This is a genomic window from Streptomyces sp. WAC 06738 (assembly GCF_003945505.1).
GTDB lineage: Bacteria > Actinomycetota > Actinomycetes > Streptomycetales > Streptomycetaceae > Streptomyces.
Map to the genome: position 1 here is coordinate 1,044,126 of NZ_CP029618.1, position 12,833 is coordinate 1,056,958.

The 12,833-nt window shown below is 72.2% G+C and carries 11 protein-coding genes; 3 read left to right on the forward strand and 8 right to left on the reverse strand.

Annotated features, from left to right (window positions below):
- Nucleotides 1–157: 157 nt before the first annotated feature.
- Nucleotides 158–1,399 carry a helix-turn-helix domain-containing protein gene (locus DMB38_RS04235; RefSeq protein ID WP_125934005.1) on the forward strand — a complete coding sequence of 414 codons (1,242 nt, stop codon included), beginning with the start codon at nucleotides 158–160 and terminating at the stop codon, nucleotides 1,397–1,399.
- A 29-nt stretch (nucleotides 1,400–1,428) separates the two neighbouring features.
- Here the strand turns inward: DMB38_RS04235 and DMB38_RS04240 are convergent, their stop codons facing one another.
- From DMB38_RS04240 to DMB38_RS04255, 4 genes are all read right to left on the reverse strand, one after another.
- Nucleotides 1,429–1,791 (reverse strand): hypothetical protein, encoded by a 363-nt coding sequence (locus DMB38_RS04240; protein WP_125934006.1) that lies wholly within the window; start codon nucleotides 1,789–1,791, stop codon nucleotides 1,429–1,431.
- Between the two features lie 292 nt (nucleotides 1,792–2,083).
- Entirely contained in the window at nucleotides 2,084–4,075 is a 1,992-nt protein-coding gene (locus DMB38_RS04245; RefSeq protein ID WP_125934007.1) for an AfsR/SARP family transcriptional regulator, read from the reverse strand.
- A gap of 6 nt (nucleotides 4,076–4,081) precedes the next feature.
- Nucleotides 4,082–5,248 carry an amidohydrolase family protein gene (locus DMB38_RS04250; protein ID WP_125934008.1) on the reverse strand — a complete coding sequence of 389 codons (1,167 nt, stop codon included), beginning with the start codon at nucleotides 5,246–5,248 and terminating at the stop codon, nucleotides 4,082–4,084.
- Nucleotides 5,245–6,453 carry an MFS transporter gene (locus DMB38_RS04255; RefSeq protein WP_164715922.1) on the reverse strand — a complete coding sequence of 403 codons (1,209 nt, stop codon included), beginning with the start codon at nucleotides 6,451–6,453 and terminating at the stop codon, nucleotides 5,245–5,247. Before DMB38_RS04255 ends, DMB38_RS04250 begins: the two co-directional genes overlap by 4 nt.
- A 111-nt stretch (nucleotides 6,454–6,564) precedes the next feature.
- On the opposite strand from DMB38_RS04255, the gene DMB38_RS04260 reads away from it, so the two are divergent.
- Entirely contained in the window at nucleotides 6,565–7,083 is a 519-nt protein-coding gene (locus DMB38_RS04260) for a MarR family transcriptional regulator (RefSeq protein WP_125934010.1), read from the forward strand.
- 380 nt (nucleotides 7,084–7,463) lie between these two features.
- Here DMB38_RS04260 and DMB38_RS04265 read toward each other — a convergent pair whose 3' ends face one another.
- The 4 genes from DMB38_RS04265 to DMB38_RS04280 all read right to left on the reverse strand — a co-directional run bounded on the left by DMB38_RS04265 (nucleotide 7,464) and on the right by DMB38_RS04280 (nucleotide 10,661).
- Nucleotides 7,464–8,483 (reverse strand): DUF4331 family protein, encoded by a 1,020-nt coding sequence (locus DMB38_RS04265; protein WP_125934011.1) that lies wholly within the window; start codon nucleotides 8,481–8,483, stop codon nucleotides 7,464–7,466.
- A 324-nt stretch (nucleotides 8,484–8,807) separates the two neighbouring features.
- A complete protein-coding gene (locus tag DMB38_RS04270; RefSeq protein ID WP_125934012.1) occupies nucleotides 8,808–9,572 on the reverse strand; it encodes a hypothetical protein in 765 nt (254 codons plus the stop codon).
- Nucleotides 9,573–9,736: 164 nt separating this feature from the next.
- Nucleotides 9,737–10,369 carry a hypothetical protein gene (locus tag DMB38_RS04275; protein ID WP_125934013.1) on the reverse strand — a complete coding sequence of 211 codons (633 nt, stop codon included), beginning with the start codon at nucleotides 10,367–10,369 and terminating at the stop codon, nucleotides 9,737–9,739.
- The gene (locus DMB38_RS04280; RefSeq protein WP_125934014.1) at nucleotides 10,350–10,661 is read right to left on the reverse strand and encodes a hypothetical protein; all 312 of its coding nucleotides are present in this window, start codon (nucleotides 10,659–10,661) and stop codon (nucleotides 10,350–10,352) included. Before DMB38_RS04280 ends, DMB38_RS04275 begins: the two co-directional genes overlap by 20 nt.
- 692 nt (nucleotides 10,662–11,353) lie before the next feature.
- Between DMB38_RS04280 and DMB38_RS04285 the strand changes: the two genes are divergently transcribed.
- On the forward strand, nucleotides 11,354–12,829 hold the full coding sequence (locus DMB38_RS04285) for a pyridoxal-dependent decarboxylase (RefSeq protein WP_164715923.1): 1,476 nt from the start codon (nucleotides 11,354–11,356) through the stop codon (nucleotides 12,827–12,829).
- Nucleotides 12,830–12,833 lie beyond the last annotated feature (4 nt).

Below are 12,833 nucleotides of genomic sequence, written 5' to 3' on the forward strand. Positions count from 1 at the left end.
CGGAGCACCACGCTAGGCCGGGGCCGGTCGCGGGGGCATCGGACAGTGGACGGGACCTGCGGGCGTGCTCTCCTACACTTGTCGGAATCCAGCCGCATCCAGCGGATCCCGACCGGCGCCCAGCGGACCGGTCGCCCGGCACGCGGAGGACGGTCCCGTGGCTGACGCCGGAAGCCTTCAACAAGAGCTCGACAGGCTCGCGGACGAGCTCGGCCACAGCCTGTCCGTCGACGCCCCGGACGGCCGGCTCATCGCGTACAGCGCCCAGGGAGCCGACGCCGACCAGGTGCGGATCGCGGCCATCCTCTCCCGGCAGGTGGATCCTGCGGTGCTGGAGTGGGAGCTGCGGCACGGCATCGCGGAAGCGACCGGGCCCGTCCACGTGCCGGCCAACGCCGGGCTCGGCATGGCCGCCCGGCTGTGCGTGCCGATCCGGCGAGGCCGCGGTTGCCTCGGCTACCTCTGGGTGCTCGACGCGGGCGCGGTGCTGGACGACGTGGCGCGGGCCGCGGCCCTGCGCGCCGCGCGCGCCATGGCCCCGGTGCTCGACCCGCATCCGCCGGAGGCCGCCCCGACGGAGCGCCGGGACGTCGGCGAGTTGCTCCGCGCCCTGCTCGGTGAGTCACCGCCCCGGGACGTCCTTGATCGCCTCGCCGCGGCGGCGCCGAGCCTGCTCGGGGCGAGGATCCGGGTCTACGCCGCGGTGCCCGCGGCCCCTGGGCGCGGGGGAACGACGCCGTTCGGCGAGGGCGAGTTCCGGCGCCTGGTCGCCGCGCTGCCGGCCGGATTGCGCGCGTACGCGGGCTACGTCGGTTCGTTCGTCGGCGAGAGCCACGCGGTGGTGCTGGCGCGGCACGGGGCGGACGAGGGCCTCGCCGACGCGCTCGACCGGATCGCCAACACGGCGGTCAGCCCCGCTGGTTGCGCGGGCCCGTCCGCCTCGGACCTGGGCCGCAACGGTCCTGCGGCCGTCATCGGGGCGGGTGACCCGGCGCCGTTCACCGTCGACGCGGCCCGCACCGCGCACGCCCAGGCGCTGGCCGCCGCGGAACTCGCCGCGCTGGACCCGGCCCTGCCCACCCCGCTGGCCTGGCGCGACCTCGGCCCGTACCGCAGGCTCCTGCACTCGGGCCCGCCGCCCTCGGACGACGGCCTCGCCCCGCTCGACCGGGCCGGCGCCTCCGCGCCGATGCTCCTGCACACCCTGGAGACCTACCTCGACCTCGGCGGTGACGCGGGCCGCACGGCCACCCACCTGCACCTGCACCGCACCAGCCTGTACTACCGGCTCGGCCGCATCAGCGAGCTACTCGGCGCCGACCTCACCGACGGGCTCGTCCGGCTGGACCTCCACCTCGCACTCAAGCACCGCCGCCTGGCCCGCCGCACCCTGGGCTGAGCAGGCCCCCCGTGGAGGGTCGCGGAGCTTCAGAGCGCCCTCACACCCCGGTAGCGGCCCCGGAACGGGCGGAGCACGGCCGGGTCGACGGCACTGATCTCCCAGGACGAGCTGTCCACTTCGGTGAGCACGACCACGGCTGCCTCACCGGCGAATCCCCTGGCCTGGGCGTCGATCATCTGAAAGCCGGGAGTCGTCAGCGACAACAACGTCAACGTGTCCAAGTCGCCCTCTGCGGACCGTTTCTGCATCTCGACGCAACGGGTGTCGACGATCTCTTCGCACTCGACCCGCCATGTCAGGTCCAACGCGAAGTCGCCAAGGCAGACCACCAGTTCCGCGAGGGTCACATAGCGACTCCCCTGCCACGCCGGGAAGGTGATCCCCTTCATCCCTGCCTCCACCCTGCGGAATGCGGTGCATGCGCTTCGCACGTGGGTCCGAACCTAGCCGGTACACGATGCGGTGCGACCGCTCCTTGGATGAGCAAGCGGTGTGCGGGGACGGCACGTGACGGAGCGCTGCCGGGTCGCCGCCCCCGCGGGCGGCCGACGGCGTGCCCGAGAAGATCGGCGCACGTGGCCCGCAGCACACTCAGCCCCAGCAGTCTCGTCCTCACGCATATCGTTCCCGCCGCACCTTGACGGATCCTCTGCCCAGACCTTGACCAAACCGGTCCTGGTCCTAGGGGTGGCGCCAGCCGGCGAGGCACCGGGGTCGCCGGGCCGGGTCGGGCAGGGCAGGCGGGCGGCACGCGGCGTGGGCCGAGTGCACGTAGTGGTCCAGGGCTCGTTGCACGGCGTCCTGGCGGTCGGCCGCGGTGTCGTGCGTACGGGCCAGTTCGGCGGCGTAGTCGCGCAGCAGGTCGTGCACGGTGAACCAGTCGGGGGCCGGTTCGGTGAGCAGGCCGGCGCGGGTGAGTTCGGAGAGCAGCGGCCTGGCCCGCCGGGGGTCCAGGCCCGCCAGACCGGCGGCGGCACCGGTGCTCAGCTCAGGTCCCGGATGCAGCCCGAGCAGGCGGAAGAGCCGGGCGGCCGCAGGGCTGAGGTGACCGTAGGACCAGGTGAACACCGCTCGCACGTCGACGAAGGGAGCGCTGCCGGACATCTGCGGTGCCCCGCGCGCATGCCCTGGTGCGGCGGTGAGACGCGGGGCGATAAGGCGGAGAGCCAGCGGCAAGCGGACACCCCCGGCGACGACCTCGGCCACCGCCTGTTCCCGGTTTTCCGCACGCTCCTCCCCCGTCAGCCGGAAGAGCATGCTCCGCGCCTCCTCAGGGCTGAACGGCGGGAGGATGATCTGGTCCGCGCCGGTGGTGGCGACGAGGTAGGGCATCTGCCGGCGGCTGGTGACCACGGTGGCGCAGCCGGAAGCTCCGGGCAGCAGCGGCACCACCTGGTCGGTGTCGCGGGCGTTGTCCAGCACGACGAGGAACCGCCGTCCGGCCAGGAGGCTGCGGAACAGCGCCGTACGGGCGTCTGTGCTCTGCGGTATCCCGTCGTCGGCGACCCCGAGTGCCTGCAGGAAGCCGTGGAGCGCCTCGGCCGGCTCCATCGGGGAGTCAGCGGCCGCGTAGCCGCGCAGGTTGACGTACAGCTGCCCGGCCGGGAAGGCCCCGGCCACCCGGTGTGCCCAGTGCAGGGCCAGGGCGGTCTTGCCCACCCCGGCGCTGCCGGTGATGACACAGACCGCCGCGCCGCGCGACGGGCCGGCGGCTTGCTCCCCCATCCGGTCCAGGCGTTCCGCGTACGCCCCGCGCCCGACGAACCCGGCGTCATCGGGAGGAAGTTGCGCAGGACACCCGGTCGCGGGGGCGTCGGGCGAGCCGCCCCGGACGGAGGTGCGGATGGCGGGGTGAGGCTCTCCGATCCGATCCCGCCGGTCCACCGGCCGGCGCCGGAGGTCTGGGGCCTGCTCCAGCGCGGGGTCTCGGCGCAGCACCTGCTCATGCAGCCGGCGCAGCTCCGGGCCGGGTTCCTCGCCGATCCGCTGGACGAGCATGTCCCGGGTTCGGGAGTACGCCTGCAACGCGTCGGCCTGCCGGCCGGACCGGTACAGCGCCAGCATCAGCAGCCCGGTCAGCGGCTCCGCCAGCGGATGGTCGACCACCTCGGCCGAGAGCGCCACCACGGACTGTGCATGGCGGCCCAGCCGCAGCTCCAGGTCGTAGCGCTCGGTCAGCAGCGTCACCAGTTCGCGCTGCAGTCCTACACGCATCTGCTCCGCCCACAGTCCGCGCAACCCGGCCAGCGGGGTACCGCGCCACAACGCGGCGGCCTCGCCGAGCAGTTCCGCCGACCGCACGGGGTCGCCGGCCTGCTGCTGCCGGGCCTGGCGGACCAGACTCCGGGCGCGGTGCAGATCCACGTGCGCGTCGTCGAGGGTCAGCACGTACCCGCCGTTGTCACGGCGGATCTCCGGCACCGGTGTGCTGCCCTCTTCCACCTGCCGCAGCGTGCGGCGCAGCCGCGAGACGTAGGTGTAGACGGCGTCGCGCATGTCGCTCGTGGGCTCGTCGCGCCACACACGCGCGATCAGTGTCTCCACCGGCACCAGCCGCCCCGGGGTCATCGCGAGCACGGCCATGACGCATCGCTGCTGGGGCGGCCCGAGGGAGTAGCGGCGGTCGTCGGCGCCACGCAGTTCGACCGGTCCCAGCAGTCGCAGGTCGGGCATCCCCGGTCAGCCTTCTTCTCGCACACGGGCGTGCGTCCCGCGGTCCTCGGCCGGCGGTCGCTCCGGTTCCCGCTCTTCGGAGTCGGGGTACCGGCCGGCCGGCTGATGCTCCACACCACCGCACCAGATGCGGCGGATGTTCCGGGTGGCGCGGATGTCGGCCAGCGGATCGCCGTCGATGAGGACCAAGTCGGCCCGTAGCCCCGCCTCGACGGAACCGCGGTCGGTCAGGCCGAACGCCTGGGCCGCCAGTCCCGTCGCCGCGCGGAGCGCCTCGGCGGCACTCAGCCCGGCGTCGACGAGCAGTTCCAGTTCGTGGTGGAGGCTGGTGCCGCCCTCGGGCTGGAACGGCACGCCGGCGGTGTCGTTGGTATCGGTGCCGGCGACGACGGGAACCCCGGCCCGCTGGAGCAGAGCGACGCTTCGGGAGGTGCCCGCGAAGGCCCCCGGCCTGCCGGTGCCCGCCGCGATGCCTTCCATCATGGTGAGGGTGGGCACCACGATGCAGCCCTCGGCCGCGAGGCGGTCGACGACCGGGCGATCCAGCGGCGCGCCGAGCGGGAGGTGGGTGACGATGTCCGCGCGGGCGTCGAGAGCCTGGAGGACGGCATCCCGGGACGTCGCGTGCACTACGACCCGGACGTTGCGGGCGTGCGCCGCGCGGACGAGCGCCGTGACGGTCGGCTGGTCCGGGCCGCCGTCGCCCGGGTCGGCGATGATCTTGATGTAGTCGCTGCCCTCGGCCAGCCGCGCGGCGACGAACGGCTCGGCTTGGCCGGGGCGGGTCACCACCGCGTCGGCCGGCATCGCGGGGATACGTGCGTGCAGACCGCCGGGCCCGATCGCCGGGATGCCCGCGCTGCGGATGTCGGCCCCGCGCGGCGTGTCCCGCAGGGCGGCCATCCGTTGCGGGGGGTAGCTCGACATGTCCAGCGCCGTGGTGACGCCGTACGAGCAGAGCCTCTCCGGAGTCTGGCGGCCACCGAGGTGGACGTGCGCATCGATCAGGCCGGGCAGCAGCACGCCTCCGTCGGCGCTCACGACGTCGCCGCCGGAAGGGCCGGTGTCGTCGTCGGTGCCGATCACGCCGTCGGCGACGACGACATCGCGTGGTTCGGACAGCCGTCGGCCGTCGAAGACCCGTACGCCGGTGATGGTGACTCGATCCGTCATGACCTTCTTACCTTCTTCTGCCTCGGCGCTTGCGTGTGCGTGGGGGCGGGTGGTGGGGATGGTCTGGAGGGGTGGCGCGTGCGGAAGGACCACCACAGTGCGGTGAGCGCCGTGAGTCCGGTGAGGAAGGCGGCGTAGCCGATGCCGCTTCGGCCCGCCAGTCCGTAGCCGAGCGAGCCGACGAAGCCGCCGGCGCTGATGCCCAGGTAGATGGTGCTCTGGTGCAGACCGAGAACGACGGGGGCCGCCTCTGGCGCGGCGGCGACGACCCGCATCTGCTGCGGAACGTTCACCATCCAGTGCAGCATCGCCCAGGCGCCGATGCCGAGCAGCGCCGGCGGCATGGCGACCGCTGCCAGCGGGACCACCAGCACCGCCACGACCAGTCCTGGAGCCACCACCGCGATCGTCCGGTCAGGGCCGAAGCGGTCAGCCAGCCGCCCGGCGAGCAGGTTGCCGGCCACGGCGCCGGCGCCGAAGACGAGCAGCGCCGGGAACTGGCGATCCGGGTCGCCTCCGGTGGCCTCCAGCAGCACCTCGTCGATGAAGTTGAAGACCGTCCAACTCGCCGTCAGGCACAGCCAGGTCGCCAGCAGCGTGGCCAGCACCCGCCGGTCGCGCAGCGGTGCGACGCGCGCGGCGAGCGGTACCGCGGGGGAACCTCCGAATGCCGGCAGCAGCCGGATCGCGGCCATGGGCAGCAAGGTGACCAGGGAGAGAAGGCCGAGCACGAGCCGCCAGCCGGTCGCGCCGCCCAACCATGCGCCGAGCGGAAGGCCGAGCACGATCGCTGTCGTCAGCCCGCCCACCACCACGGCCACGGCACGTCCTTGCCGGTCGCCGGGAGCCAGGCGGCGTGCGACCGCGAGCGCGTTGGCGGTGTACACTCCGGCGCCCACGCCGGCGAGCGCGCGTGCCGCGACCGCACCCGGGAAGTTCGCCGCGACCGCGGTCAGGCCGTTGCCGGCGCCGAACACGGCCAGCGCCACGCACAGCAGTTGCCGTGACGGCCGATGCCCGGCCAGCGCGGTGAGCACCGGGCCGCCGAGCGCGTAGGCGAGCGCGTACACCACGACGAGCTGCGCGGCGGCCGTCCGGCTGACGTCCAGGTCCGGGCCGATGCGCCCGAGCAGAGGCGCGATCACGAACGTCGAGACCCCGACAACGAAGTTGCCGGAGGCGAGCACCAACAACTTCGCGTTCACGGGACCTCCTCGCCGGCACAGCCGGTGACCACCGCCAGGACAGTTGAATTGTTCAACTACCTCGCCAGCCTACCCGACTTGTTGAAATCTTCAACTGTTACTCTTCAGGCCATGAGTGGCACACGGTGGCTGGACGACGATCAGCAGCGCTCCTGGCGCTCCTACGTGGAAGGATCGGCGCTCCTGGTGGACGTGCGCGACCGGCGGCTGCGCAGCCGTCACCACCTCTCGCTGGCCGACTTCGAGATCCTGATGCGGCTCTCCGAAGCCCCCGGGGGCCGTATGCGCATGGCCGAACTCGCCGAGCTCTCGTACTACTCGCGCAGCCGGCTCTCACACACGGTCTCCCGGCTGGAGGCCCGCGGGCTCGTCCGCCGAGGCGACGACGCGGACGACAAGCGCGGCGTGGTCGCCTCGCTCACCGGAGCCGGGCAGGCGCTGCTGGTCGAGGCCGCCAAGGACAACGTCGAGACGGTGCGCGAGCACTTCGTCGACCTGCTCAGCCCGGCCGACCTGGAGACGATCGGCCGGGTGTTCCGGACCGTAGCGGCCAAGATCCACGAGTCCGCCGGAGAGCAGCCCGAACGACCCGAGAGCCCGCGCGGCCAGGCCACGCCGGGGACGGAGTAGCCGCCGGGCACTGCGCGGCGGCCCGTGTGCCGTCGGGGTCCGCGGGGCCGTCCCCCTACCGCCTCTCGACGGGCTTCGCGGCGTCGAGCGCGGCGGCGAGATCGGTCGCGGACCAGCCCCTCAGCTTCTTCTCGATCGAGGGGCCGTCCGCGCCCTCGTCCTCGTTCGCCGGAGTTCTTTCTCCGCGGTGGCGGTGACGACCACGACATGGTCGGCGGGCGCGAGACAGGACAGCACGCGCCGGCGACGGCGGCCGCGACCGACGAGAGATCATTCTTCGCATGGCAGGCCAACACCGGCAGACGCCGCGGATCGCGAGCGCGTTGGTGCCCGATGAGGTCGTGGGGCTCCGCGGCCGCGGCACACCCTCACGGGGACCGTCAGGAGGTGGTTGCCGGGTGCGGGTCGCCGAGGTAGGGGAACCGGTCCAGGGTGTCGGTGTGCGGCGTCAGGCCGGTGGGCGGCGCCTCGTTCTTGGTGAGGAACGCGACGCGGATATCGATGACGTCTTCCGTGAATGTCCGGCCATTGGGATACGCAGCGGGCATGGCGGGGTTGAAGTGCAGCACGTCGGGCAGCAGGCCGTGCTCGTCGAGCGCGACGATCGCCTCCTCGCGCGAGTAGCCGCCGGTGTGGCCAAGCAGGTGGACGAACTGGTCCGTCCACCTGGCCCGGTCGTTGACCGGCTCGCTTGCGTTGTACTCCTCCTTCGTGTCGTCGGTGTTGAAGAAGCTGCTCATTGACGGGTGTCCGGCGCGGTCCACGTGAACGAGTTCGCCGTCGCGCATGACGCTGCACCGGCCCCAGATGTGCAGCTCGTGATTGGGAGCCAGTTGTGCGGTCGGCAGTTCGATGGCCATGGAGAAGACGTTGGCCCTGCTGTTGGAGTCGACGCCGGTCCACGGGGATTTTCCGCCCGGATGCGGCTCGGTGAAATTCCGTTTGCCGCTGGTGTCGAACAGGTTCTTGATTCCATCGAAGTCGAAGAAGAAGGCGTCACTGCGGCTACCGGCAGCCACCTTGTAGTCGCCGCTGCTGACCACGTTGGCCTGAGGGCCGAAGGAGACGGCGGCGTCCGACACGATCTTGGTGCCGACCGCCTCGGGCCTGCGGGACTCCGCACCGGTTGCCATGAAGACGCTGTACGTCTGCGAGCCGTCGGATGCCGGCGGGCTGAAGACCCAGCTGAAAGCGTGGTCGGTCAGGTAATCGCCGTCGTTGTCAATGTTCAGGCGGTACACAGCGTCGGGGTGCATGGCGTCTGCGTTGGGATTGGCGTTGAGGATGAGAACAGTCCTCGTCGGATCGCCGGGTGCCCCGAAGGCGTAGAGGTCGCACAGATCGAGGCGCTGGTCGCCGAGTGGTGGCCCGAGGCTGAGGCCGGTGAAGTGGTTGGACATGTCAGGCCCTTACATTGTCTGCGCGCCGGAAACCGCTGGAAGCCCTCGAACGGCCGTTCTGGGGCCCGTGAGGTACACCCACACCTGGGGCGCATCAACGCTATCCGCCAGAGCATTCCGGCCGTCGAAAGCGAAGGCCCGGCCGTCAATCAACACTCGAACGGCTCACCGGCAAGGACCGGCCGCACGTGTAGGCGGGACCGGTGTGCTGGCCCGTCTCCCACTTGGCGTAGCTATCGTTCTCAGCGGGGCGGTGCGTTTGCGCGATGAACACCCGCACTGGTTCTCGACCGGCCTCGTGCCGGATGTCGTCGCGGCGCCAGGTCACGTAGTCGGCCGCGGTGGCGGAGGAGATGAGGCCCAGCTGTCTCCCATGAAGATCCGCTGCAAGTCGGCGGGGTCTGCGGTCGTGATCTGGTCGGCATCGGGAGGGGTGATCGCCACCGCGACGCCGAAGTCCCAGAACTCGGTGACCTTCCAGGCCTGACGGTTGCCGGCGGCGTTCTGGATCGCGATTCGGCGCGCTCGGCCCGCGTCGTCCAGCCACACCTCCGCCGGCAGCTCGCGCAAGCGACGGACGGGCGCCTCCGGCACTTCGATTCCTGTGGGCAGAAGCTGGTCCGCCGCCGCGATGTCGACGGTGAGCCGATAGTGAGTGGTGGCGGCGTCACGGATGGTGTCCGTACCGGCCTCGATGATGTCGCCACCGGCACCGAACAGAGCATCCAGTGGCCAGAGCGGATCCAGATGGCCGCGTGGGCCGTCCGGGTCACGGCCGGTGGGGGCGGCGAACCAGGAATCACCCGAACGCAACAACTCGGTCGCTCCGACGTAGAGCATCTCGTGCGGTCTGGTGAGTGCCTCTGGCACGTTCCGCAGGCCATCCCGGATGTGCCCGGGCAAGAGCAACCGGAACACCTGCGCCACGCGGGCCGCGAAATCGACCACGCCCTCGCTGAGTTGCTCCCGCGCCTCGAGTGGCGGCGCACCGAGATGCAACCCATACGACAACCGCGCAGAACCGGCTGCCGCGGTTCGCGAAGCAGCGGCCCGCACACGAGCAGTGTCGGTCTCGAGACTCCCCGCCATGATCCGATCCCCTCGTCGTGAGTCAATCCCACACGGCCAGATCACACGTTAGCGGCGCCTTCAGCGACCGCTGCTGGTACGAGCCCCCCTTGTAACGAAAGTCTGACGGCGGCGTCTTGACGGAGCGGGACGCAACCGGGTGGCCGGCACAGCAGAGAGGTCGCCTACGCGGCTTGCAGGCGGGAGCGGGATTCGGCGGCGGCCGGGTGGCGGAGGTCTTCGAAGATGCGCAGGGCTCGTGTCCAGGAGGCCCGGGCGGCGCCGATGTCGCCGATGTCGGCCTGCGCGTCGCTGTCCAGATGCTCGCGGGCCTGATCGAGGTCGCCCAGGCGGAAGGCGGAGCGGGCCTGGTCGCACAGGACGGCGGCCAGCTCGGCGTCGCCCGCGGGGTCGCCGCCCGTCCGGCGGGCCGTCGCGAGGACCGTCCGCAACAGCCGGCCCTGCTCGATCCAGCGCCCGTCACGGTCGAGGTAGGTGCCCAGCCTGCGGCCCAGGCGGACGACGTGACCGTCGAGCCCGGCCCTCGCGGCGAGTCGCACGGCGTCGGTGAGCGTGCGCCGTTCGGCGGCGAACCAGGCGAAGGCCGGACCCGCCTCGGCGAACACCTCGGGAGTGACACCGGACGGGGCAGGGCCGAGGTCCGGGAACCGGTCACGGTGCGCCCACAGGGTCCGGCACGCGCCATGCGCCGAATGCAGATAGTAATCGAGCACCCGCCCCACGGCTGCCTCGCGCCGCTCTTCCTCCTCCTCTTCGCGCGCCAACTCGGCGGCGTAGTCACGCAGCAGGTCGTGCATGGCGAATCTGCCCGGCGTCGCGGGCGTTGTCGAGCACCACCAGCATCCGCCGGCCCGCCAGCAGGCCGCGGAAGAGCCCGGTGCGTGCGTCGGTGCCCTCGGGGATCTGGCTGTCCGGGACCCGCAACGCCTGCAGGAAGCCGCGCAGAGCCTCGGCTGGGTCGGTGGGACTGTCCGCCGCCGCGAACCCGCGCAGGTACACGTACAACTGTCCGTCCGGGAAACGCTCCGCGGCACGGTGGGCCCAGTGCACCGCCAGCGCGGTCTTCCCCACCCCGGCAGTACCGACCACCGCGCAGATCGTCGCACCGGGCGAGTCTTCGCCCGCCGTCGGCGACAGCCTCTCCAGGCGGCTCAGATACTCCTCCCGCCCGTTGAACCCGGCCACATCCGGCGGTAGTTGCGCGGGGGTACTGTCCGCAGGCTGCGGTGCCCCAGCGCGTACTGCCGGCCGTCCGCCCGCGCAGTTCCACCGGGCCCAGCAGTCGCAGTTCGGTCACTTCGTCGCTCCTCGGTTGCTCTGCTACCGCTCGTCGGGCTACGGCAGCGCGCCTGTCGGGCGCTCCCCGTACGAACCGCAAGAAGCCACCCCGGTGATGCCGGGGAGAGGCGCCGTCAGTCCCTTCCGGGGCGGTCGGGTGGGCGGGGCCTCCGGTGCCTTCGGCGCCGCGCACGATCACAGAGGACACGATCGTCTCCTCAATGGATGTCGATCTGACCGGGCAGGTGTGGGAGGGCAAGAAGTCACCAACGTGGTCTCATGGCGATCCGGCCTTCGGCAGTGGTCTGGTTGCCTGGCCTGGCGTTTCACAGAAAGGGCTGGAGTGTAGCCGCTCCCGGGGCGGTCCGGGGCGGCTTCACGGAGGTCACCCCGCTACCGTACGACGGTGGCGCGGCGGGTCTCCCCGGTGCGTCATTTGGTCCGGTGGATTGCGTCGTCTTTGGTCCTGGAGGGCTCGCTGCGGAGCGTTCCAAGGTGGGCTCATGAAAGACGCGGTCGAAGCCACGTCCGGCGTACTCGGGAAGCCGGGACCGCTGGACATCGGCACCCGGGCGGGTGCCCGGCTCCTCATCGAAGCCGTCGAGCTGGTCGCGCATCACGCCGAGGCGGTCGCCGAGGGACCGGTGGCGCCCGCGGAGCCGGAGAGCGGACGGATCCGCGACTGGCTCGCCGGCCACGACTTCAGCGGACCGCGCCCGGCGGGTGAGGTGCTCGCGGAGGTGACCGCCGCGCTGCGACGCTGGGGAGTGCACGCCACGCATCCGCGCTATCTGGGCCTGTTCGTCCCCACGCCCACGTGGTGGGGCATCGCCGGCGAGCTGGTCGCCGCCGGCGTCAACCCGCAGCTCGCCGCATACGAACACGCCCCGGCCGCCGTCGAGATCGAACGGCACGTCCTGCGCTTCCTCGCCGGCCGCCTGGGCCTTCCGCCCGCCGCGGACGGCAACTTCACCACGGGCGGCGCCGAAGCCAACCTCACCGCCGTCGTCGTCGCCCTGACCCGGCACTTCCCCGCCTACCCGGACGCCGGGCTCACCGCCCTGCGAGGTCAGCCGGTGCTCTACGCCTCAGCCGAGAGCCACCTCGCCTGGCTGAAGATCGCGCAGATGACCGGCCTCGGCCGGCGCGCTGTGCGACTCGTCCCTGTCGACTCCGCGGGCCGGATGGACATCGCCCGGCTCCGCGACCTCTACGACGGGGACGTCGCGGCAGGACGAACACCGTTCCTGCTCGTCGGCACCGCCGGCACCACCGGCGGCGGCGCCGTGGACCCGCTGCCGGAACTGGCACGGCTCGCCGCCGCCTGGGGGCTGCACTTCCACGTGGACGCGGCCTGGGCCGGGGCGGCGGCGCTCTCCGACCGGCTGCGTCCGCTGCTCGCGGGCGTGGAGCGGGCCGACAGCGTCACCGTCGACGCGCACAAGTGGCTCTCCGCTCCCATGGGCGCGGGCATCTTCCTCACCGCGCACCCCGGCGCCCTGGCCGAGAGCTTCCGGGTGAGCACCGGGTACATGCCCCCGGACAGCGACACGGCGCCGGACCCGTACCGCACCGGTGTGCAGTGGTCGCGCCGGTTCGCGGGGCTGAAAGTGTTCCTCGCCCTGGCCGCGGCGGGCCGGGGGGCCTTCGCCCGGCAGGTGGAACGCGACACCGAGCTGGGGATCCTGCTCGCCCGGCGGCTGGCGGAGGACGGCTGGCCACGGATCAACGACTCCCCGCTGCCGGTGATCTGCGTCGCCGATCCCGGCGCCGAGGCGCACGGCCCCGACCGCAGCGACGCGTGGCACGCGGCGGTGGTCGCCCACGTCGTACGCGGCGGGCGGGCGTGGATCAGCCGCGTACGACTCGACGGCCGACCCGCGATCCGGCTGTGCGTCACCAGCCACCGCACGCGCGCCCACGACATCGAGATCGCCGTCGCCGCACTCGGCGAGGCCCGCGCGGCCACGCCGTACTAGTGCC

What these genes read in the sequence shown, in the direction of transcription:
- DMB38_RS04240 (WP_125934006.1), bottom strand. Translation starts at nt 1,791, where the DNA reads ATGAAGGGGATCACCTTCCCGGCGTGGCAGGGGAGTCGCTATGTGACC.
- DMB38_RS04245 (WP_125934007.1), bottom strand. Translation starts at nt 4,075, where the DNA reads ATGCCCGACCTGCGACTGCTGGGACCGGTCGAACTGCGTGGCGCCGAC.
- DMB38_RS04250 (WP_125934008.1), bottom strand. Translation starts at nt 5,248, where the DNA reads ATGACGGATCGAGTCACCATCACCGGCGTACGGGTCTTCGACGGCCGA.
- DMB38_RS04260 (WP_125934010.1), top strand. Translation starts at nt 6,565, where the DNA reads ATGAGTGGCACACGGTGGCTGGACGACGATCAGCAGCGCTCCTGGCGC.
- DMB38_RS04265 (WP_125934011.1), bottom strand. Translation starts at nt 8,483, where the DNA reads ATGTCCAACCACTTCACCGGCCTCAGCCTCGGGCCACCACTCGGCGAC.
- DMB38_RS04270 (WP_125934012.1), bottom strand. Translation starts at nt 9,572, where the DNA reads ATGGCGGGGAGTCTCGAGACCGACACTGCTCGTGTGCGGGCCGCTGCT.
- DMB38_RS04275 (WP_125934013.1), bottom strand. Translation starts at nt 10,369, where the DNA reads ATGCACGACCTGCTGCGTGACTACGCCGCCGAGTTGGCGCGCGAAGAG.
- DMB38_RS04285 (WP_164715923.1), top strand. Translation starts at nt 11,354, where the DNA reads ATGAAAGACGCGGTCGAAGCCACGTCCGGCGTACTCGGGAAGCCGGGA.